General features: G+C 48.2%; 23 protein-coding genes. 13 read left to right on the top strand and 10 right to left on the bottom strand.

Features of this window, described 5'->3' with window-relative positions; all coding sequences use genetic code 11:
• Position 1 precedes the first annotated feature (1 nt).
• The 3 genes from dksA to HMPREF3144_RS01815 all read right to left on the bottom strand — a co-directional run bounded on the left by dksA (position 2) and on the right by HMPREF3144_RS01815 (position 2,195).
• The gene (gene dksA / locus HMPREF3144_RS01805) at positions 2-457 is read right to left on the bottom strand and encodes an RNA polymerase-binding protein DksA (RefSeq protein WP_070469394.1); all 456 of its coding nucleotides are present in this window, start codon (positions 455-457) and stop codon (positions 2-4) included.
• A gap of 37 nt (positions 458-494) precedes the next feature.
• Entirely contained in the window at positions 495-1,550 is a 1,056-nt protein-coding gene (locus HMPREF3144_RS01810) for a CobW family GTP-binding protein (RefSeq protein WP_048766822.1), read from the bottom strand.
• Positions 1,551-1,724: 174 nt separating this feature from the next.
• On the bottom strand, positions 1,725-2,195 hold the full coding sequence (locus HMPREF3144_RS01815) for a Fur family transcriptional regulator (protein WP_018026911.1): 471 nt from the start codon (positions 2,193-2,195) through the stop codon (positions 1,725-1,727).
• Between the two features lie 130 nt (positions 2,196-2,325).
• On the opposite strand from HMPREF3144_RS01815, the gene HMPREF3144_RS11645 reads away from it, so the two are divergent.
• The 6 genes from HMPREF3144_RS11645 to fmt all read left to right on the top strand — a co-directional run bounded on the left by HMPREF3144_RS11645 (position 2,326) and on the right by fmt (position 7,038).
• Positions 2,326-2,502 carry a hypothetical protein gene (locus HMPREF3144_RS11645; RefSeq protein WP_018026910.1) on the top strand — a complete coding sequence of 59 codons (177 nt, stop codon included), beginning with the start codon at positions 2,326-2,328 and terminating at the stop codon, positions 2,500-2,502.
• A gap of 74 nt (positions 2,503-2,576) precedes the next feature.
• The gene (locus HMPREF3144_RS01820; protein ID WP_070475990.1) at positions 2,577-3,290 is read left to right on the top strand and encodes a metal ABC transporter ATP-binding protein; all 714 of its coding nucleotides are present in this window, start codon (positions 2,577-2,579) and stop codon (positions 3,288-3,290) included.
• A 9-nt stretch (positions 3,291-3,299) separates the two neighbouring features.
• On the top strand, positions 3,300-4,148 hold the full coding sequence (locus HMPREF3144_RS01825; RefSeq protein WP_048766825.1) for a metal ABC transporter permease: 849 nt from the start codon (positions 3,300-3,302) through the stop codon (positions 4,146-4,148).
• 39 nt (positions 4,149-4,187) lie between these two features.
• Positions 4,188-5,186 carry a metal ABC transporter solute-binding protein, Zn/Mn family gene (locus HMPREF3144_RS01830; protein WP_070475993.1) on the top strand — a complete coding sequence of 333 codons (999 nt, stop codon included), beginning with the start codon at positions 4,188-4,190 and terminating at the stop codon, positions 5,184-5,186.
• Positions 5,187-5,409: 223 nt separating this feature from the next.
• Complete coding sequence (locus HMPREF3144_RS01835; protein WP_225792238.1) at positions 5,410-6,084, top strand: DUF484 family protein; 675 nt, start codon at positions 5,410-5,412, stop codon at positions 6,082-6,084.
• A gap of 9 nt (positions 6,085-6,093) precedes the next feature.
• Positions 6,094-7,038, top strand: a complete 945-nt coding sequence (gene fmt, locus HMPREF3144_RS01840; RefSeq protein WP_018026905.1) for a methionyl-tRNA formyltransferase — start codon at positions 6,094-6,096, stop codon at positions 7,036-7,038.
• A gap of 85 nt (positions 7,039-7,123) precedes the next feature.
• On the opposite strand, the gene rimO is transcribed toward fmt, so the two are convergent.
• A complete protein-coding gene (gene rimO, locus HMPREF3144_RS01845) occupies positions 7,124-8,452 on the bottom strand; it encodes a 30S ribosomal protein S12 methylthiotransferase RimO (protein WP_070475996.1) in 1,329 nt (442 codons plus the stop codon).
• Positions 8,453-8,488: 36 nt separating this feature from the next.
• Here rimO and rsmB point away from each other — a divergent pair, with 36 nt between their 5' ends.
• The 6 genes from rsmB to HMPREF3144_RS01875 all read left to right on the top strand — a co-directional run bounded on the left by rsmB (position 8,489) and on the right by HMPREF3144_RS01875 (position 16,695).
• Positions 8,489-9,910, top strand: coding sequence for a 16S rRNA (cytosine(967)-C(5))-methyltransferase RsmB (rsmB, locus tag HMPREF3144_RS01850; RefSeq protein WP_141742705.1), 1,422 nt, complete (start codon positions 8,489-8,491; stop codon positions 9,908-9,910).
• 27 nt (positions 9,911-9,937) lie between these two features.
• The gene (locus HMPREF3144_RS01855) at positions 9,938-10,573 is read left to right on the top strand and encodes a DUF4390 domain-containing protein (RefSeq protein WP_070475999.1); all 636 of its coding nucleotides are present in this window, start codon (positions 9,938-9,940) and stop codon (positions 10,571-10,573) included.
• A gap of 14 nt (positions 10,574-10,587) precedes the next feature.
• Entirely contained in the window at positions 10,588-12,894 is a 2,307-nt protein-coding gene (locus HMPREF3144_RS01860; protein WP_168163047.1) for a sensor histidine kinase, read from the top strand.
• 115 nt (positions 12,895-13,009) lie between these two features.
• A complete protein-coding gene (locus HMPREF3144_RS01865; RefSeq protein WP_070469379.1) occupies positions 13,010-13,726 on the top strand; it encodes a response regulator in 717 nt (238 codons plus the stop codon).
• A 71-nt stretch (positions 13,727-13,797) separates the two neighbouring features.
• Entirely contained in the window at positions 13,798-15,174 is a 1,377-nt protein-coding gene (trkA, locus tag HMPREF3144_RS01870) for a Trk system potassium transporter TrkA (RefSeq protein ID WP_036558852.1), read from the top strand.
• A 51-nt stretch (positions 15,175-15,225) separates the two neighbouring features.
• Positions 15,226-16,695: a TrkH family potassium uptake protein gene (locus HMPREF3144_RS01875; RefSeq protein WP_018026898.1), complete on the top strand. Its 1,470-nt coding sequence runs from the start codon at positions 15,226-15,228 to the stop codon at positions 16,693-16,695.
• A 49-nt stretch (positions 16,696-16,744) separates the two neighbouring features.
• On the opposite strand, the gene HMPREF3144_RS01880 is transcribed toward HMPREF3144_RS01875, so the two are convergent.
• Both HMPREF3144_RS01880 and HMPREF3144_RS01885 read right to left on the bottom strand, forming a co-directional pair.
• Positions 16,745-17,215 carry a tRNA (cytidine(34)-2'-O)-methyltransferase gene (locus HMPREF3144_RS01880; protein ID WP_036558846.1) on the bottom strand — a complete coding sequence of 157 codons (471 nt, stop codon included), beginning with the start codon at positions 17,213-17,215 and terminating at the stop codon, positions 16,745-16,747.
• A 20-nt stretch (positions 17,216-17,235) separates the two neighbouring features.
• Positions 17,236-17,991 carry a ComF family protein gene (locus HMPREF3144_RS01885; protein WP_102705682.1) on the bottom strand — a complete coding sequence of 252 codons (756 nt, stop codon included), beginning with the start codon at positions 17,989-17,991 and terminating at the stop codon, positions 17,236-17,238.
• A gap of 122 nt (positions 17,992-18,113) precedes the next feature.
• Between HMPREF3144_RS01885 and HMPREF3144_RS01890 the strand changes: the two genes are divergently transcribed.
• Complete coding sequence (locus HMPREF3144_RS01890) at positions 18,114-19,067, top strand: methyltransferase domain-containing protein (protein WP_070476004.1); 954 nt, start codon at positions 18,114-18,116, stop codon at positions 19,065-19,067.
• A 35-nt stretch (positions 19,068-19,102) separates the two neighbouring features.
• On the opposite strand, the gene HMPREF3144_RS01895 is transcribed toward HMPREF3144_RS01890, so the two are convergent.
• From HMPREF3144_RS01895 to HMPREF3144_RS01910, 4 genes are read right to left on the bottom strand one after another with little or no spacing between them, the layout of a single operon-like run.
• The gene (locus HMPREF3144_RS01895) at positions 19,103-20,188 is read right to left on the bottom strand and encodes an NAD(P)H-dependent glycerol-3-phosphate dehydrogenase (protein WP_070476007.1); all 1,086 of its coding nucleotides are present in this window, start codon (positions 20,186-20,188) and stop codon (positions 19,103-19,105) included.
• Between the two features lie 21 nt (positions 20,189-20,209).
• Positions 20,210-20,731, bottom strand: a complete 522-nt coding sequence (gene secB / locus HMPREF3144_RS01900; RefSeq protein ID WP_018026893.1) for a protein-export chaperone SecB — start codon at positions 20,729-20,731, stop codon at positions 20,210-20,212.
• Between the two features lie 47 nt (positions 20,732-20,778).
• Positions 20,779-21,036, bottom strand: coding sequence for a glutaredoxin 3 (gene grxC, locus HMPREF3144_RS01905; protein WP_018026892.1), 258 nt, complete (start codon positions 21,034-21,036; stop codon positions 20,779-20,781).
• 52 nt (positions 21,037-21,088) lie between these two features.
• Positions 21,089-21,508: a rhodanese-like domain-containing protein gene (locus HMPREF3144_RS01910; protein WP_018026891.1), complete on the bottom strand. Its 420-nt coding sequence runs from the start codon at positions 21,506-21,508 to the stop codon at positions 21,089-21,091.
• Positions 21,509-21,639 lie beyond the last annotated feature (131 nt).

The raw sequence follows: 21,639 nt of genomic DNA on the forward strand, positions 1-21,639 counted from the left end.
ATTAATCACCGAATTGCTTTTGACGCTTTTCACGACGCTCTTGGGCCTCTAAAGATAAATTAGCGGTTGGGCGCGCCAGTAAACGAGGGATACCGATAGGCTCACCGGTTTCTTCGCACCAACCGTAATCACCCTCATCAATTGAAGCAAGCGATTGCTGTACCTTTTTGAGGAGCTTACGCTCACGATCCCGTGTGCGCAGTTCCAGCGCATGCTCTTCCTCAATGGTAGCGCGGTCGGCAGGATCCGGTACGTACTGCGTCTCACGTAGATTATCCGTGGTTTGGTTAGCATTGTCGAGAATTTCTTTTTCTAAAGCTTTTAAGCGATGTTTGAAAAAGGCCAGTTGCAGATCATTCATATAATCCTCTTCAGGCATCGCTAATAACTGCTCCTCTGTTAAGGTAGCGGCTAACTCTTCTAATTTTTCAGGTGTTTGCTTACTTGCTTTGGCCATTACGCTATTCTCCCAGCTAATAGTCAATCATACATCATTACTTAGTCAAACAATTCTTGAGGCCAGCTAGAAATACATCCTTAGGAAGATTCTTGCCGATAAAAACCAATTTATTATATGGCTTTTCTTTGCCCCAAGCTTTGCCAGGCTCGGTGCCCAATAACATATGTACGCCTTGGAGTAACATACGCTGACGGACACCTTTGAAAAATAAAATGCCTTTATAGCGGTACATGTCAGGACCGTAAAACTGTACCAACCCCCCAAGAAAATCATCCAGTTTATAGGGGTCAAAGGGTTGTTCGGAGCTAAAGACAAAGGCACCGATATCATCTTGATGATGGTGATGATGGTCATGCTCGCAATGCTCATCGCATTCATGATCATGGTGGTGATGGTGAGCCTCATCTTCTGCTTTGAGGAAGTCGGGGTCAATGTCTAGCGCCGAGTCTAGGTTAAAACCCTTCATATCCAGTAATTCATTTAAATCAGTCTCACCGAAATGCACCGCCGTGATATTGACACGCGGGTTCATTTTAATCAGACGCTGACGTAAGCGCTCATACTCATCCTCAGTCACCAGGTCTTTTTTAGAGATTAAAATGCGATCGGCAAAACCGACTTGTGCTTGGGCCTCGTTCTGACGATCAAGAATATCCATCCCGTGCTTGGCGTCAACAATCGTAATGACTCCGTCTAAACGGTAGTATTCGGCCACCACGTCATCCATAAAAAATGTCTGACAAACAGGGCCAGGATTGGCCATGCCGGTGGTTTCAATGATCACGCGGTCAAACTGTAGCTCGCCCCTTTCTCGTTTATGGCGTAAATCTGTCAGCGTGCGCAATAAATCGCCGCGAACGGTGCAACAAATGCAGCCGTTATTGAGCTCAATAATCTGCTCATCGCTTTCCTGCACTAAGAGCTCATTATCAATGCTTTCGGGGCCAAACTCATTTTCAATCACGGCAATACGTTGACCGTGAAACTCACTTAATATGCGTTTAAGTAATGTGGTTTTGCCGGCGCCTAAAAACCCGGTAAGAATGGTCACAGGCAGCATTTGCTCAGCTTGCTTTTCAGTAACAGCCATACAATTCTTCTAATTAAATCAAAAATTAATAGAAGATTACAGCACAGCTTTAGAGATATAGCAAATAAAATAGGCTGAATGGGGATAAAAATACTTAAGCAATTGTAATAATCTTGCCATAAGTGTGTGTCCCGGCGCTAGGCTAGGCCTCATGGGTGGGCAGCGGCTGGGAGTTTAAGCGCTTTGCTGGCTACACTTTTTGCAAATGGCACGAATCTCAGTTTGGGCGCTTTTTTGCACAAAACCGGTTTGCGTAATTAAGGCTTGTAATTTGTGGCTAACATCTGGTACATCCACTTCGGATACTAAGCCACAATCAGTACAGACGATCAGTAAATTATGATCATGTCCGTGCAACTCGATGTCATTACAGGCAGTCCAGCCGTTAAGCGCATCTAAACGATGAATAAAGCCCTCGGCTTCAAGAAATTCCAAGGCACGGTAAACCGTGGCAGGCTTGGCGCTAGGGAAGTCCTTGACCATCAGATCAAGAATCTCATAGGCCTTCATACAACGCTCATCACTGACGATCAGCGCTAATACCTGCTTACGAATCGGTGTTAAGCGCTTACCCCGAGACTGGCAAATGGTCTCTGCTTGATGAAGAAAGTCGTCAAGAGGTAGAACAGCTTTAGTCTGAATCATTGCTTTGTGCCTATCCAAAATCGAAGATGAATGGATTGATAAATAGTCGTTCTAGTTATAATATAACAAATCAAACAAAATCTATGTATAATACATTATATTATAACAATCCAACTCCTTAGATGTTGATATGAACAGTTCTGACAGCGTTTTTACCAGCCAGCAAGTCCATGACATCGGTTGTCGTTGCCGCTCATGCTTGACCATGTCAGCATTAAAGCGGACCTCAGCTGTGTTTTTGGTGTTGCTTTTGCTTTGGACCGTGGTATTTGTAGCGATGGGTTGGGATTTGACCCGTCTGTTTTAGTCTTTATGCCGCCGAGATCTTGCGGCATGCATTTCTTGTGATTCTGAGTTATTGTTTTAAGCTTATAGGGTTTTATGAGCAGTGATGTCTTGCGCCTGAATAATGTCACTTTAGCATGGGGTAACCAGACCATTCTAAAGGAGATTAGTGGCGGCTTTAGAAGAGGCTCGTTTACTGCTATTGTAGGACCTAATGGTGCAGGCAAATCCACCTTAATTAAGGCCCTGGCTGGTCAGTTAGCACCTAAGTCGGGGGAGATTCTGTTGGCACCAGAATTCAAACGTAATATCGCACTGTTGCCGCAACAAAGCGAGTTGGATCGCGATTTTCCCATGACCACCTTTGACTTAGTCAGCATGGGCGTATGGCGCCATTTAGGCCCCTTTCGATCCTTATCTTCGGCGCAACGTCAGCAGATTATGCAGGCTTTAGTCCAAGTCGGTTTGGTAGAGCAGGCGCAGGATTTGATTGGTAGTTTATCCGGTGGGCAGTTGCAACGGGCCTTGTTTGCCCGATTATTAGTGCGTGATGCGCAATTGATTATTTTAGATGAGCCCTTTGCTGCGGTTGATGAAGAAACGCAAGAGGGGCTCATTCCTATTTTGCAGCAATGGCATCGTGACGGTCGCACCTTATTGATTGTTTTGCACGATGAGGAATTGGTGCAGCGCATTGTCCCGGAAACCTTAGTGATCGGGCGTGGTGTTGTGGCTTGGGGGCCGACCGCAGAGACCTTTACCACGGCTAATATGCGTACCGCACAACGTCGATGTCGTGCGATAGGATAGGGGGCGACGATGTATGAGTTATTAGTACAGCCCTTTGTTGAATTTGCCTTTATGCGGCGCGCCTTGTTTGGGGCCATCTTTTTATCCATGATTGCCGCACCACTAGGAATTTTTCTGATTTTGAGACGCTTAAGTCTGGTTAGTGATGCAATGACGCATGCTATTTTGCCGGGCGTTGCTTTGGGCTTTTTCTGGGCCGGTAATTCGATGCTAGCGATGTTGCTGGGGGGCTTGATCACTGGATTTGTGGTGGCCTTAATGGCGGGTTTTATTTCCCGTCATACCAGTCTAAAAGAGGATGCCAGTTTTGCTGCCTTTTATTTAATTTCCTTGGGGCTTGGCGTTTTTCTGATTTCCGTGCGCGGCACGAATGTGGATCTGATGCATGTGCTTTTTGGTTCGATTTTGTCCATCAGTGATGAGTCTTTATTCACCACGATGTGCGTCAGTAGCGTCTCGATTTTGATTTTGGCCTTGATCTATAGACCCTTAGTGTTGGATTGTTTTGATCCCGTGTTTTTAAGGGTGGAGTTGGGTAGACGCTCGTGGGTGTTTAGTATTTTTATTGTGCTGCTGGTAGTGAATCTGGTTGCAGGATTTCAGATTTTGGGTACTTTGATGGTGGTGGGCGTCGTGATTTTACCTGCTATCACAGCCCGCTTTTTGGGTCGAACGCTCGGCTTCCAGCTGATTATAGCGCCGCTTGTTGGGGTGTTTTGTCAGTATGTCGGTTTAGTGATTTCCTATGCTTATGATTTGCCAACATCAGCCATCATCATTTTAATTAATGGCATTGTGACGGTATTGGCCATGCTATTTGGTCCTTATGGTAGTGTGCGCAAGCGTTATCAAGCCTAAGTTTTTTCAAAACAGCCATTATAAACACATGGAGATGATATGAAGTTATCGCGTATTTTAACAGTGCTAGCGGCCGCCTCCGTTGCTAGCTTTGGTCACTGGTCTGTGGCTCAGGCTGAGCAGCTCAAGGTAGTCAGTAGTTTTAGTATTATTGGTGATTTAGTAAAAAATGTGGGTGGTGAACACGTTGTGGTTAGCAATTTAGCTGGTCATGATGTTGATTTGCATCATTTTGAGCCTAAGCCAAGTGATGTCAAAAAATTAACGCCTGCAGAGGGCGCAAAGTTGCTATTTATTAATGGTCTTGAGCTGGAGCCTTGGGCTGAGCGCTTAAAGCAATCGTCAGGCTTTAAGGGTGAGACTGTGGTGGTGAGTGAGGGGATTAAGCCACTTAAGTTCGATGATATTCATCACGATCATGACCACGATCATGAACACGATCACGATCATGCGCATGAAGACGACCATCATCATGAGCACGAGCACGATCATCACGAGCATGATGGGCATAACCATGGCGAATGGGATCCGCACGCATGGCAAAATCCTCAAAATGCCGTGATTTACGTAGATAATATTCTGAACGCATTGAAAAAAGCTGATCCAGCGAATGCCACTAGCTACGAGGCCAATGCTGAGCAATACCTGGCTCAAATCAAGCAGCTTGATGCCGAGATTAAAAAAGCCTTTGCTGCCTTAACTAAGGAACAACGTCGCTTTGGTACGAATCATGAGGCCTTTGCTTATTTTGCTGAAGCTTATGACTTGACGCAAATCCCTGTTACCGGTGTTAGTGGGGGCGAGCCATCTGCGGCACAAGTGGCAGCCGTTTCTAAACGCCTTAAGCAGGAAGGGGTTAGGGCTGTGTTTTTTGAAAACACCACCAATAATCGCTTAATCGAGCAAGTGGCACATGATGCGGGCGTGAAGGTCGGTGGCACCTTGGTGGCCGATGCCTTAGAAAAAGAGGGTGAGGGTGCTAGCTATCTTGGCATGATTAAGAAAAATGCCGATACCTTATTAGACGCCTTAAAGTAGTTTTTAAAGACTGATGTCGTTGAACCGGCGGTTCTTCTGTTGAGGGGCCGTCGGTTTTTTTTGATTCCATTACTAGGCTCAACTTTGGACGGGTGACACAACCGCATTTTCTAATTTCTTAGTTTAAATTTAGAGCGCTGACTTTAAGTATTCCTTTTGTCTTGGTAGTATGATGCTTGAGGCTAATTTAGTTTCACGAATTGTTAGCGCATAGTGAATTTCAATGTTTAGAGGTTTAGAGATGACGGACAAGACCGCATTTACAGCACAAGAAGTGGCTGATTTTTTACAACAAAATCCTAGTTTTTTTAAAGATCATGCGGATGTTTTTTTGTCAATGACGATCGAGGATGAGACGGGTGGCGGCACCTTGTCATTGGCGCAACGCCAGCTTGCGGATTTGCGCAGTAAATTAAAAAAGCAGGATTTTCATTTAAAAGAATTGTCGTTATACGCCATGGAAAATCAGGACATTAGCCAGTCGCTGTTGCAATGGTGTGTGTATATGTTGGCTGAAAATGATGCCGCCTATTTACCTCAACTCTGTATTGATAGTTTAGAGCATTGCTTCCCCGGTTTAAAGGTAGCCATTAAGCTATGGCCTTGCCCGGAGCAGATTCAGTCACAATTTGATGGCGCATCACAGGAGTTGATAGCCTATGTGCAGCAAATGGAGCAGCCCTATTGTGGTCGTAGTTATCCTGAGGAGATGAATGCTTGGTTTGAGCGTACGCCAGCCTCTGTGGCGATTTTGCCTTTAGATGACGAACGTTCTGATATCGGTGTGCTGGTGTTTGCCTCAGATGATCCAGAGCATTTTCAAGAGGGTATGGGCATTAGCTTTTTATTAATTATTTCAGCCTTGGCCGGATCAGCCTTAAGTCGCACAATGCGCTAGGAAGAGTCGATGAAAGTAGTATTTGCCGGTACCCCGGAGTTTGCACGCTTAGCTTATGCGGCAATAGCTGATGCAGGTTTTGATGTTCCTCTCGTGATGACGCAGCCGGATCGGCGTGCGGGGCGAGGGATGAAGTTAAGTCCCAGTGCGGTGAAGCAGGAGGCCTTAGCGCGTGGCGCAGAGCTGATACAGCCGCTGAGCCTGCGTTTAGATGGTAAGCACCCTGAAGAGGCGATAGCAGCCAGGGAGGCATTGAAAGCGGTGCAACCAGATGTGATCGTGGTGGCTGCTTATGGCTTGATTCTGCCACAGTGGACCTTGGATTTAGCACCTTATGGTTGCTTAAATATTCATGCTAGTTTATTGCCGCGTTGGCGTGGTGCCGCACCGATTCAGCGCGCTATCGAAGCGGGTGATGAGTATAGTGGCATCGGTATTATGCAGATGGAAGCCGGTTTGGATACGGGGCCCGTGCTATTAGAAAAGCAGCTTAAGATTGGGCGTATGAATGCGGCTCAATTGCATGATGCCTTAGCAAGCCTAGGCGCTGAGGCCATCGTGGAGGTGTTAACTAAATTAGCTGCCGAGGGCGATGCGGCCTTTGAGCCTAGCGTGCAGGCGAAGGAGGGCGTGACCTATGCTGCTAAGCTGACAAAGGAAGATGCCTTATTAGACTGGGCTGAGTCGGCGATGGTGTTGGAGCGCCGGATTCGTGCCTTTACACCGGTGCCGGGTGCGCGTGTTAATTTAGCGGGTTTTGATGAGCCGGTGAAGGTATGGTCGGCTGAGCTGCTTGAGACAGCACATGAGCTTGCGCCGGGTACGATTTTGGCGCGCTCAGCAGAGGGGGTGGATGTGGCGTGTGGTCAAGGTGCGCTCCGCTTAACTGAGCTGCAACGAGCAGGCGGTCGACGCCAGACGGCTGAGCAATTTATTCAGGGCTGGCGCAATTAATAGGTTATGGCAGGGTCGAGCGGGCGGTTTAAGCGTCCGCCCCTTTGCTTCACCTGCCAAAACTGCTACTCAAGGCGTGGTTTGTTTAGGCTTCCTCAACGGTATCGGCAAATAAATCATAGGCATCGGCATCGGTCACAACGCACTTGACGATATCGCCGGGTGCCAGCTCATAGGGACTATCCACATACACCACGCCGTCAATTTCCGGCGCATCTGCTGCGGAACGACCGATGGCAATACCCTGCTCATTTAATTCATCAATGAGCACCTCGATGGTGGTACCGATTTTCTTTTGTAATTTGGCGGCAGAAATGGCTTGTTGATGGGCCATAAAGCGCTCCCAGCGCTCTTGCTTCACCTCCTCGGGTACCGGATCAGCGAGTTCATTTGCTGGTGCACCCTCAACCGCTGAATACTTAAAGCAGCCCACACGATCGAGTTGGGCTTCAGTTAGCCAGTCAAGTAAATACTGGAAGTCCTCCTCGGTCTCACCAGGGAAGCCCACAATAAAGGTGGAGCGAATGGTGATATCCGGGCATTGCTCACGCCACTGATGAATACGGGCGAGGGTGCGATCCTCAAAGGCCGGTCGTTTCATGGCACGGAGGATTTTGGGGCTGGCATGCTGAAACGGAATATCTAAGTAGGGCAGGATCTTGCCCTCAGCCATCAATGGAATCACATCATCCACATTAGGGTAGGGGTAAACATAGTGTAAGCGCACCCACAGGCCTAACTCACTTAAGGCCTCGCACAGCGCTGTCATTTGAGTTTTGATGGGTCGCCCCTGCCAGAAATCGGTGCGATACTTGACATCCACACCATAGGCACTGGTGTCCTGAGAAATCACTAAAATCTCTTTGACACCAGCATTAGCCAAGCGTTTGGCCTCATCCATCACATCGCCGATGGGGCGGCTGACCAAGCGGCCACGCATGGAGGGGATAATACAGAAGGCACAGGAGTGATTACAGCCCTCGGAGATTTTGAGATAGGCATAGTGACGCGGTGTTAGACGAATGCCTTGAGGCGGCACTAAATCCACAAAGGGGTCATGCTCAATCATCGGTGGCGCTGCTTCATGTACCGCACGCACCACTTCTTCATATTGTTGAGGGCCGGTAACCGATAGGACGCTCGGATGGACTTGGCGAATCGTATCTTCCTCCACCCCCATGCAACCGGTCACAATCACTCGGCCATTTTCTGCCAAGGCCTCACCAATTGCGTCCAAGGACTCTGCTTTGGCACTGTCGATAAAGCCGCAAGTATTGACCACGACCACATCAGCGCCCTCATAGGTGGGCGAGATTTCATAACCCTCTAAGCGTAATTGCGTCAGAATACGCTCAGAATCTACCAAGGCTTTAGGACAGCCTAAGCTGACAAAGCCGACTTTTGGAGAGTTCATAATTAATGCTAATTTATTGAATAAAGAATTGAATTTTTGACTGATGAAGCTGATTTTAGCATTTTACAGAGTAAACTAGAGGCTGAATTTCTCACACCCTTAACTATGTCACAAATCCCTTTATCCGAGCTGCTTGCTGAAACTGCCACAGTCATCCATCAGGTGATGCAAGGTCAGTCCCTGTCCCGTTTATTACCTGCGGTGGATGAGCGTCATCGAGCCGGTGTGCAGGCACTTAGTTTTTTTGCGTTAAGGCACTGGCATCGTGGCCTAGCCCTAAGTGAGCAGTTGCTAAGTAAAAAAGCGCCGAACCCCTTGTTTAAATCCTTGTTAGCGCTTTCACTGACACTCTTAAGTGCTGAGGATTTTGCTGAGTTGGCGCAGGATGAGCCCCAGGCGAGCGACTATCCGGTATATGAGGCCTTTACCTTGGTGAATCAGGCGGTCAAAGCCGCTACGCTGCATCGTAAAACCGCCCCTTTTAAGGGTCTGCTAAATGCCTGCCTAAGACGTTATCAACGCGAATCGGCGAGTTTAGTAGCGCAGGTGATGCAGCAGGTGGAGGTGCGTTATAACTTTCCTGCTTGGTGGATTGATGCCCTAGCTAAAGCCTATCCTCAGGACTATGCGGCGCTTTTACAGGCAGCCAATCAGCCAGCTGCTTTATGCCTCAGGGTTAATCGGCGTCAAGTGAGCTTAGCGCAATTTCAAGCGAAGTTGGCAGCGGCAGGTATACGCACTAAGCAGCTAGATGAGGATGCGCTGATGCTGGAGCAAGCAATCCCTGTGCCGCAAATACCCGGCTATGCCGAAGGTCATTTTTCAGTACAGGACTTGGCGGCCCAGCAGGCCATTAAAATGTTGCCATTAAAAGATGGGATGCGGGTGCTAGATGCCTGTGCAGCGCCTGGCGGTAAAACCGCACATATGCTTGAGCATTATGATCTGGATATGAGTATCTTGGATGTGGATGCGCGACGTTTGGCACAAGTGCATGAGAATTTGGCGCGCTTAAAATTGCTCAAAGCCGATCATGCGGATAATCCGCACTATCAAATTCGTACCGTAGTAGCTGATGCGGCGGCTCTCGATCGTTGGTATGACGGCAAGCCCTTTGATGTGATTATGGCGGATGTGCCTTGCACGGCGGCTGGTATTGTGCGACGTCATCCGGATATCAAGTGGCTACGTCGTCCTGAGGATGTTCACAAAACCGCCGCATTGCAGCGACGCATTGTGTCGGCCCTCTGGAGTACGCTCAAAGCGGGCGGACATTTACTGTATATTACCTGCTCCATTTTTCCTGAAGAGGGTGAGTTGCAAGCTACTTATTTAGCCAAGCATTTGCCGGGGGCGCAGCGATTGCCAGCCTTGGGGCAGCTATTGGCATTGCCTGACGAACATGGCATAGTAAAGCATGACGGTTTCTTTTATGCGCTTTTTAGGAAGTCTGACTAAAGACTGGCGCTAGCAGTGATTTTCCGGATGATGAAGCAAGCTAAGCAATTATTCTTTAAGCTGAGGTGGCGGTTGCTACTGCTACTATGTATTGCGGTGGCGGCTTGCTCGCAAACGACGCAGCCCACTGACGAGGATGAAGCCGGGGCGAGTAGCTCAGGCGCAACGGTTGAAGCGATTGAGGTACTGGCTTATGAGATAGGACAAAATGGCCCCCGGCTGCAGTTAAAAGCTGATTTGGCGCTACAGCCAGACCCTGAGTTGGTGAATGCTGCCTTACGTGGTGTGCCGCTAAACTTTGTGTATGAGATTGAGATTAGCGAGCCTTATTGGTATTTTTTTAAGAAAAAAGTCGCTTATCAATCGCAAGCATGGTTAATTAACTATCAACCATTGCTAAGGCAGTGGAGTGTTAAAGACAATCAGCGTACCTATCAGGAAATCTCACTCGAAGATTCGCTAGAGCATATTAGTAGCACCAAGACTTGGACCCTGAGCTTGGATGCCCCTTTGGCACGGGATAAGGTTTATACGGCCAGGTTGCGACTGCACCTAGATACGACCCAATTACCTGGTGCTTTTCAGTTTAATTTATTTAATTTCCGCAGTGTTTGGTCACTTTCATCAGAATGGCAAAGCTTACTATTTCAACCATCCATCTAAAAATCCAGCGACTCATCAGTTGGCTTTTGAAACTAGGCTTGGTGTTGGGCGTGTTAAGCCTGATTACCTTGTTGTTTATGTTATTTCGAGCGACGGATAATGTGTCGGGATTGACGCGGCAATTCGATTTATTGTTGATGTTAAACGGTGTGTTGACACTGATTATGGTGTTGTGGGTCAGCATCTTAATGGTACGTTTGATTCGACAAATTCGTAGAAAGCAGTTTGGTGCCCGTTTAACCAGTCGTTTTGCCTTTGTTTTTGCCTTAATGGCGGTGGTGCCGGGGGTGCTGATTTACATTATTTCCGTGCAATTTATGGCAAAGTCAGTGGAATCGTGGTTTAACGTCAAAGTGGATAGTGCTTTAGACTCCGGTTTATCCTTGGGTCGCGCCACGATGAATGGCTATGTGCAGGATTTAGCGACCCGTGCACGGCTAATGTCTTTGGAACTAAGTGGTTTAAATGACTCCGATATGGCGTTGAGCCTCGCTCGTCAGCGTGAGGCCAATCCAGTGATCGCTGATGCCCTCGTTTTTTCTGGCGCATCGGGTAATCGAGTGATTGCTTTTGCTGGTTCCGGATTTGGTAGTTTATTGCCGGAGCTACCTTCGGCTGCCTTGATGAATCAGCTGCGCCTGTCAAATAGCTATGCCCAAGCGGAGCTGATGCCGAATTCCGATCCAGAACAGCCGCTGTATCGTATTCGGGTCATTGTGCCAGTCGTTGCCAAGCAATTGCGTTATGACAGTTTAAACTTTAGTGCCACGCCTGCAGAGGGGTATTGGCTACAAATCACCCGCGCCATTCCGGATAATGTCACCTTTAATATGAATGAGGTGCAGCAGGGGATACGTGATTACGAGGAGTTGTCTTTATCGCGCAGCAGTTTACGGCGCTTATTTACCATTACCTTAACCTTAGCCTTGGTGATGACGGTATTAGCATCGTTAGCGGCCGCATTAAGCTTGGCTAGACGTGTGGTGCGACCTTTATTAACACTGGCAGAGGGGACGCAAGCCGTGGCGGCGGGTGACTATAGACCCTTGCCCGAGCCTAAATTGCGTGATGAGATTTCTCAGTTGACCCGCTCCTTTAATGTGATGACCTATCAACTGGATGAAGCGCGTCGTCAGGTGGAGTCGAATCGTCAGCAATTGGAAAAGTCCAATGTGTATTTAGAAAACGTGATGGCCAGTCTCAGCACTGGCGTGATAGTTTTTGATACACGTTTTAATGTGAGCACGGTTAACCGAGGCGCTGGTGATATTTTACGTACGGAGCTACGCGCTGCGCAGGGGCGCCCTTTGGAGTTTATTAAGGGCTTAAATGAATTTACCAAAGCCATTCGCAACGCCTTTGCTAAGCACGCAGCGGTCGAGTCGGAGCGTGACTATTGGCAAGAGCAGATTGAATTAAACTTTGATGAGGCCAATACCTCCACTGAGAGTTTGGATCAGCATCGCATCACCACCTTATTAATGCGTGGTACACGTTTGATGGTAGATAATCATTTCACGGGTTATTTGGTGGTGTTTGATGATATTTCTGAAGTGATGTCGGCTAGTCGCACCGTGGCTTGGGGCGAAGTGGCACGGCGTTTGGCGCATGAGATCAAGAATCCGCTCACCCCGATTCAGCTCTCAGCTGAACGCTTAGCGATGAAGTTAGAGGATAAGCTGGATGAAAAAGATGCGGCCATGTTGCTGCGCTCAACCAATACCATTATCAATCAAGTCACCTCATTGAAAAACATGGTCAATGACTTCCGTGATTATGCGCGGACGCCACCAGCCGTGTTTACTGCGGTCGATATTAATGCGCTGATTTTAGATGTGGCCGTACTCTATGGGTGGGATCCGGAACAAAAGCACAAGGAAGAGCCTTTGTCGCGCCAACTCGCGCTGTGTCTGGATGATCAGCTGCCCTTGGTTGAGGCCGATCAAAGCCAATTACGACAAGTTCTGAATAATTTACTCGCCAATGCCCGTGATGCGATGGAAGGCTTGGAGCTAGTAGGGGATGAGCCCGGTATTAAAATCAGCACGAAGTACTTGGCATCGGAGCAGCTGAGTAAGCAAAAGCAAGATATGGTGCGTATTATAATTGAAGATAGGGGTACAGGCTTTCCTGAGCATGTGTTACAAAATGTCTTTGAGCCTTATGTCACCACGAAAAAAACTGGTAGCGGTCTGGGTTTGGCGATTGTGCGTAAAATCATTGAGGAGCATCATGGCAAGATCGAGATAGCGAATGCTAAAAGTGGTGGCGCTCGTATATCAATTTTGTTGACTCGACTTGCTCCGCTAGGAAAAAAGTAACAAAGCGTTGTTATAATTAGATTAATCACATTTTTACAACAATCTAGGACCTATCGATAAGCCGTCACATGCTTGTGCACTTGATTGGTTCAGAAAAAAGTTGAGGTATTTTTATATGGCCAAAATTCTGGTGGTCGACGATGAAATTGGTATTCGCGAGCTACTGTCTGAGATCCTGTATGATGAGGGTCACACGGTAGAGCTAGCGGAAAATGCATCCGAAGCTCGCGCTGCGCGTTTGCGTTATCGCCCAGATTTGGTGTTATTAGATATCTGGATGCCGGATACGGATGGGGTGAGCTTACTCAAGGAGTGGGGCGCTCAGGGCTTACTCGATATGCCGGTGGTGATGATGAGTGGTCATGCCACGATTGATACGGCGGTAGAAGCCACGCGTATTGGTGCAGTGGACTTTTTAGAAAAGCCTATCACCATGCAAAAGCTGCTTAAGACGGTACAGTCCTGCTTGTCGCGCCCGGTGATCCGCAAAGAAGCGCCGGCAGCGCCGGCAGCCACGACGACCGAGGCGCCACAGGCCGATAGTGGTAGCCCGGCTACACCGTCGACTGCAGCAGCGCCGGCGGTGGCAGCAGTGGCGATAGCTCCCGACGATCATATTAGTTCAGGTATGTTGGGACGCATTTCTTTAGATTTGCCATTGCGCGAAGCACGAGATGAGTTTGAGCGTGCTTATTTTGAGTATCATTTGGTACAGGAAAATGGTAGTATGACCCGCATTTCCGAAAGTACGGGTCTGGAGCGTACCCATTTGTATCGTAAATTGCGTCAGTTGGGGATCGATACATCACGTAAGCGCAATAGCGGTAACTAGTCCTGTCTGTCCTGCGATAGCGGTTCTGTTATCGCCCTGTTATCGCATGACGAGCTGATTAGAGCCTAATTATGAAAATTCTTATTGTGGGTGTGGGCCGTGTCGGTTGCAGCTTGGCGCAAAATTTGGTCAGTGGCAAAGACGACGTTACCGTGGTGGATATTAACCGTGAGCGCCTGAGCGAGCTGCAGGAGCGCTTTGATTTACGCACGGTTTATGGTGATGCCAGTTCACCGCAAGTGCTAGAGGAGGCTGGTGCACATGACGCTGACCTACTGGTAGCCTGCTCAGCTTCTGATGCGGTTAACTTGATGGCGTGTTATTTGGGACGCGAGGTGTTTAATATACCGCGCCGAATTGCTCGCATCCGCACTCATTACTATCATACGCATCTTGAATTTGCCAAAGAAAAGTTCGGTGTGGATCACATCATTAACCCCGAACGAAGTATCACCGACTATCTCTTTCACTTAGTCGAGTTTCCCGAGGTCTTGGAAATTGTCGACTTTGCGCATGGCTTAGTGTCATTATTAACCTTAAAGGTTGGTGGTAAAAGCCAATTTCTTAAGTTGCAGGTTAATGAAAACCACTTAAATTTGCCGGACTCCAATGGTCGTATTCTAGAAGTTATCCGGCAGGAAAAGACATTGCCATTGGAGCGTACCTTCAGTTTGGAGCGTCATGACGAGGTAGTCTTGGCGGTGGATACGGCGGAGGCGCGTAAAGCCATTAAGCAATTACATAAGCGGATGCATCGGGTCCGAAATATTATGATTGCCGGTGGTGGTAATATTGGCGAGCGCTTGGCCCGCCTCTTGGCTAATGACGATTATAATGTGCGCATCATTGAGATGAATGAAGAGCGTTGTCATGAGCTAGCGCGTAGCTTGCCAGAAAATGTGATCGTGCTGCATGGCAACAGCACCGATGAGACCTTGTTATTAGATGAGCATGTGATGGATATGGATGCTTTTTTGGCAGTGACTAATGCCGATGAGGATAATATCATGGCCTCCTTATTAGCCAAGCGTCTCGGTGCTGAAAAGGTGCTCACCTTAATTTCCCGTCAATCGTACGGTGAATTGATTCGCGGTAGTGCGATTGATATTGCCGTATCACCCATTTGGACCACGATTAGTGCCTTAATGCGTGATTTAAAGCAGGGGTCGGTTGAGCGCGGACACCGCTTACGCCAAGGGCGCTCTGAGGCGGTGGAGTTTAAGGTCTTGGGCGACTCGTCGAATTCTAAACTGGTGGGCCGCACCGTGGGCGAAATTCGTTGGCCTAAAAACGCTGTCGTAGCGGCTATTGTGCGAGAGGGTCGAGTGATTATCCCAGTGCCTACCACAACCATCAATCACGAGGATCATGTGATTATGTATGCAAGCGATCCGCGCACCATGGAACAAGTCAATAAGCTCTTCCAAGTCTCGGCGCTAGTGCTGTAAGCACACGCATGATGCAGTTGCAAAGGAATAGGAAGACGTAGGCGAATTTTTATGTATCACACCCTAAATTCTCTACATAAATTAGGCATGGTCGTGATGGCTTTTTCACTGACCTTAGTTTTCCCATTTGTGTTGTCGATTCTGATTGATGACGGAGCCGCCCGCTATTTTGTGATGCCAGCAGTGGGTGCTTTTGTGTTTGGTTTGTTGTTGACCGTACTGTGCTTTCCCTTTCGTGGTGCCTTACGCCGGCGTGAAGGGATTTTGGTGGTCTTTTTATCTTGGATCTGCTTGGCCTTTATCGGTTCATTGCCGATTTATTTTGCTGAACAGCTCTTGCAAGAGGATTTTGGTATTGCCAAGGCGGTTTTTGAAGGCGTATCCGGTCTAACCACTACCGGTGCCTCGGTGATTAATGAGGTTGAGCGACTGCCTATCTCGGTTAATATCTGGCGTCACTCCCTGTTATGGTTTGGTGGCATGGGGATTTTATTATTAGCCGTTGCGATCTTGCCGCTCTTTAATGTCGGTGGACGTGAGGTGATGATGAGTGAAATGCCCGGGCCGCTTAAGGATGAGCGTTTGACGCCACGGATTGCGAGCACGGCTAAAACGCTATATGGTATCTATTTTGTGGCTTCGGTGCTTTGCCTGATTGCCTATCGAGTTGCCGGCTTAAACTGGTTTGACGCCTGGTGTCATGCGGCTTCGACCATGGCCTTGGGCGGTTTTTCTAGCTTTAATGCTAGCTTTCAAAGCATTGATAATGTCGCTGTGGATGCGGTGGCCGTGGTCTTTATGCTGTTTGCTGGGATTAACTTTGCCACCCACTTTAAGGTCTTACGTAACCGCAGCCTACGCTTGTATGCTTATTGTCCTGAGGCCCTACCATTTCTCAAGCTGGTATTGGGTAGTGGCTTGATTATCAGTGCCATACTTTATTTTAATGGTAACTATGCTACCTGGTTTGAAGCGTTACGTTACGGTATTTTTAATACAGTGTCTGTTGCCACCACCACCGGTTTTGCGAATGTTGACTATCTGACTTGGCCCTTTGTGATACCGGTGTATATGTTAGCGCTGGGTTCGTTTGCTTCGTCCGGCGGCTCGACGGGTGGGGGCATCAAGTTAATTCGCATCTTATTAGTTTTTCGACGGATTCGGGTGGAAATGTTAAAGCTCCTGCATCCGCACGGGCTGTTTCCGGTGCGTTTTAAAACAACCGTCGTGTCCGATTCGGTGCTGTTATCAGTGATGACATTTCTTGCGCTCTATATGATGACCTTGATGGTGGTCTTTGCGCTTTTGGCCTTAGGTGGCGCCGACCCTATTTCGGCTTCCAGTGCTGCTGTGGCCTTGGTAGCCAATATTGGTCCGGCTATCGGTTCGGTTGGACCAATGAGTAACTATGCCCACTTTAATGATTTTCAGCTGTGGGTGAGTAGTGCGGCGATGCTGGTGGGCCGTTTGGAATTATTAACCGCTTTTGTGATTTTTACGCCACATTTCTGGCGGCGCTAACGGCTCTTAGGGGCGGGCTAAGTGTCGCTTGAAGCTTGCGCTGTTGCTGTTAAATACCGCCCACGAAGCCTATCTGGCGCCAAGCCTCATACACGGTAATGGCCACACTATTGGCCAAGTTAAGGCTGCGACTGGTGTTCACCATGGGTAAGCGGATGGATTGCTCTCTGCCGATAAGGTCCCACTCAGCGGGCTTTAAACCAGCGGTTTCACGACCGAAAATAAAGCAATCGCCATCCTGAAAGCTGATTTGCCCCAAGTTGCGCTGCCCCTTACTCGACAGGGCAAAACAGCGATCCTTGGCAGCGCCGGTGGTGCCAATGGCTTCCGCTAAACTATCGTGTGTCTTTAACTCCGCCCACTCGTGATAATCTAAACCCGCACGCTTTAGGCGCTTGTCGTCGAGCTCAAAACTAAAGGGCTTGACGAGGTGTAAGGTGCAGCCGGTATTTGCTGTTAGCCGGATAATATTGCCGGTGTTAGCGGGGATTTCGGGGCAAACAAGGATAATATGAAACACAATAATTTGAATTTAAAATACTAATAACTAGCACGTGCCAAGACTATCGCATGCACCCGCTTAACGCCGGCGGCTTTTAAAGCTTGGCTCGCACTATCCAGGGTGGCGCCACTGGTCATGATGTCGTCCACTAAAATCACCAAGGGCACCTCAAGGCGTGCTGAACAATAATACAGATCACGTACATTGAGCCGTCGTCCCACACTGTCTAAGGCTTTTTGCTCAATAGAGTGATGCCCTTGCGCTCGATGTAGGCTGTGGTGGTCAATGCGCCATGCATTTAGCCTAGCAAGTTCCTTGGCAATTTCTGATGCAGGATTATAACCCCTTTTTTTAAGGGATTGATTACTGGCGGGAAGGGGGATACATAAAGTTGCCGGTGGGATAGTAATGCCTTGCCGCTGTAAGCGTGCTTGTAAAAGCTTGGCAAATGGCTTAGCCAAAGCCAATTGACCAGAGTTTTTATAGCGTAAAACTAAGGACTTCATGGGTTGCACATAGTCAAAGGCAATGCTCAGTTTGTCATAGCGCGGTTTCAATAAATAGCAAGCCTCACAATAGTCTAAGCCCCTAAGCGCAAGATGACAGCGTGGACAACGATGCTGATGGCTGTCACTGGCGGTCAAAATATCCTCACTACATGCGGCACAAAAGCTGCCAGCAAGGCAGAGCTCCTGACACAGAGGGCAACGCCCACCAATATAAGGAATAATATTTTTAAACACTGCGCTGGGTCGCCGTAGCTGAGCTGTCATAATATCACTCAGATGTCGCATAGCATCCTCCTCCATGAGATGGGTAAACATCGCCAAAAGCCGATGGCTTCTTGTCGTTTTAACATCATCTGCGGTGGCTAGAGTATGATAGGATTAATTTGTCCGCTACAGATAGTTTTGTTATGTCTTCTACTCAGTCCCCAGCCGTTTTAGCGATTAATCATCAGCATGTACAACAGCAATTTGCGCGTCGCCAGTTGCTTGAACCGGCGCGTTTTTTACTTGATGAGGTGGCAGCGAGGATGCTGGATCGTTTGCAGTATATTAAGCAGCAGCCTACGGCAGTATTAGATGCGGGTTGTGGCCTAGGGCATGGGATAGAGGCTTTACAAAAGCGCTATCCCGAGGCGAAATTCACCGGTTTAGATAATCAAGCCCTATTTTTGGAAGCTGCCAAAGCGCGCTTTATGCCTAAGCAACAGAGCGTTAGAGGCTTTAAAAAGTTGTTGGCTAGGGTGGCTGCTTTAGGTGCTAATGCAGCTGAATCGTTTGTGCCCTCAGGCTTAGTGGACTTTGTTGAGGCAGATTTGGCAGCCAGTGGTTTAGAGCCAAATCGCTTTGATTTTATCTGGTCTAATTTGGCACTTCATTGGCATGCCAATCCACCGGCGGTATTTAAGGAGTGGTACCGACTATTAGAGGTTAATGGTTTATTAATGTTTTCTTGTTTCGGTCCAGCGACATTGCCGGAGCTGCGCCAAGCGCTGGAGGTGGCGGGCTGGCAGACCCGTACCATGGCCTTTGTGGATATGCATGATTTTGGTGATATGCTGATGGAAAGTGGCTTTATCGATCCGGTCATGGATCAGCAAATGATTACACTGACCTATAAAACGCCGCAAAAGCTGTTAGCCGATGTGCGTGCTTTGGGTGGTAATCCTAGTATTGGTAGACAGCCCGGATTGCTTAGCCGTGCGGCCTTAGCTCGTTTGCATCAGGCCTTAGAGCAACAACGTAAGGACGATGGTTTAATTCATCTGAGCTTTGAGCTGATTAATGGTCATGCCTGGCGTGGCGCTAGCTTGCACAGTGACGGTGTGGCGCATATTGCTATCAGCTCAATTGGTAGAAAGTAGCGCTTGTCTATGTATGCTGGCAGTTGGCGCCCATGTTAGGGCAGTGTTGAAATCTCTTCTGCCTTAACTTCACGGGCGAGTAGCTTAGCTACGCTTTCTAGCGAGTTTAGATCATCAAAGAGAATATCGCAGACTACCTCAGTGATCGGCATTTCGATGCCGAGACTGTTGGCGCGAGCGAGCGCAGCACGTGCACAACGCACGCCTTCAGCAGTTAAACCAGTGGCTAGAATCTCATCCAAACGTTGCCCCTTGGCTAGGGCTAGACCTACTTGGCGATTACGTGATAAATCACCTGTCGCCGTGAGTACGAGATCACCTAATCCGGTTAAGCCGGCAAAGGTGTCCGCTTGACCGCCCATGGCTAAACCAAGACGTCGAATTTCATAGAGACCGCGGGTGATCAGTGCAGCGCGCGCATTATTGCCTAGGGCTAAGCCGTCGCTGATACCACAGGCGAGGGCTATGACATTTTTCATAGCACCACCAACCTCAACCCCGATAATATCGTTACTGTAATACACACGCGTTTGCTTATGGTGGAGAGCCTGTATCACCCGCTCACCCACGATTCGGTTTTGACTGGCAACCGTCATCGCAACGGGTAGGCCTTGGGCTACTTCCTTAGCAAAGGTGGGACCTGATAAAACGCCGTTAGGCTGCGTAGAGTCGGGTGCGACAGCGGCAATCACTTCGTGCGGCAGCAAGGCAGAGTCTTCCTCAAAGCCCTTGCAGGTCCAAACATAAGGTACATGCTCAAGGCCAGCCTCTTTGAATAAAGGCAACCAGCTTTGAATACCTTGGCGCATTGCCTTGACGGGCAAAGCAAAAATAATTAAGGCGGAACCTGAGGTATTAGCCCCGATTCCCTGCTGTAAAAAAGCAATGGCCGTATTTTTATCGGCAGTGGCTTGGAGCGACGCCGGTAACCGGATGTCTTGTAGATAGGAGGGGTTATAAGCTTGCTGATTGATGTGTTCAGCTTGCTCCGCATGACGAGACCAGAGCAGTACCGGTCCCGTCTGTGCGGCGGCAATGGCTAGTGCGGTGCCCCAGCTACCTGCACCGATGACTAAGGTGTGGACAGACGTGTTGCTTGGGGTGCTACTAGATAATTGCATACGTGCTTAAGAGGTAAGGGCCTAGTTAATGGTCGGATTGTCGTCCGTCGCCGTGTCACCGTTGGCTGCAGACTGTGCTGCCTCTTGGAGGCGTTGCTCATATAAAGCTTGGAAGTTAACCTCGGCCATATGAATAGACGGTAAGCCTGTGCGATTAATGGCATCCGCTAAGTTGGCACGTAAGTACGGGAAAATCATGGATGGGCAAACAATGCCAAGTAGCGGGTCAACCTGATCCTCAGGGATATTGGCGATCTCAAAAATGCCGGCTTGGGTGCCTTCAACTAAATACAAGACTTTGTCATTGATTTTAGTGGTGATGGTAGCACGTACAGTGGCTTCAAAAATCGTCTCGGCCAAGCGCTCAGCACCAATGTTTAAGCTGATATCAACGGCGGGTTGCTCTTGCTCTAAGAAAATGTGTGGCGCATTAGGCATCTCGAGGGATAGATCCTTGAGATAGCATCTTTGCATACCGAAACTCGGTTGTTGCGATTGCTGAGCTGCAGCGTCCTGATTTTGTGTGTTTTGCTCTTCGGCCATAATAAATAAATCCCAATAAGATAAAAAGGTTTAAAAAAGCGAATAAATTAAGCCAATAAGTCGGCTAGTTTACCCTCACGCTCTAAGGCTTGTAAATCATCACAACCGCCAATATGCTGGCCGTTAATAAAGATTTGTGGCACGGTCGTGCGACCGTTGGATCGCTCGATCATCTCAGCCCGCGCTTCGCGGTTGGTGTCGATGCTGATCTTTTCTAAATCGGTGACCTGATGTTCTTTAAGAATTTTTTCTGCGCGAGTGCAGTAAGGACAAGTGACCTTATAGTACATCGTAACTTGAGCCATTGTTTCCTCTTATAAGTTGAAAGTGTATGCGTATTATAGTGTTCAGAGAGCACTATTTGAGCTTTTTAGCGCCAGTGGGTTTTTTTAAGGGTAAATTCTCTTTGAGCCAAGAGACCAAACCACCACTGAGGTAGTGTACATCCTCAATACCCTCTTTTTTTAATAGATTGGCAGCAGCAGGCGCACGGCGTCCATCCTGATCAATCACGACCACAGCTTTGTCTTTAGCGAGGGTCGCAGCTCGCGCTTTTAGTTGATCCATGGGGATATGGATGGCGTTAGCGATGGTGCCTGCTTGATACTGCTCGCTGTCTCGTATATCAATAATCAGCGCTTTGCTATTGGTCATGGAGACGGTTTGAGCCGGTGAAAGACCCTTGCCGGCACGGCTATATTGAACAGCCAGTACAGCGCCAGACAAAAGCGCAGCAATAATAAATAAATAAGTGTTGTTAAAAGTAATAAATTCCACGTTTGCTACCTGACTCTGCCAAAATGGCGATATTAATAAGATTAATTTGTCGATTATAAAATAGCCTTAGCCACAATAAGCTAAGTTGGCTAAAATAGATGAAATTAATCATAGAAACGCTTTATTTATCA

The organism is Oligella sp. HMSC05A10, assembly GCF_001808335.1.
In the GTDB taxonomy this organism is placed as follows: Bacteria; Pseudomonadota; Gammaproteobacteria; order Burkholderiales; family Burkholderiaceae_B; genus Oligella; species Oligella urethralis.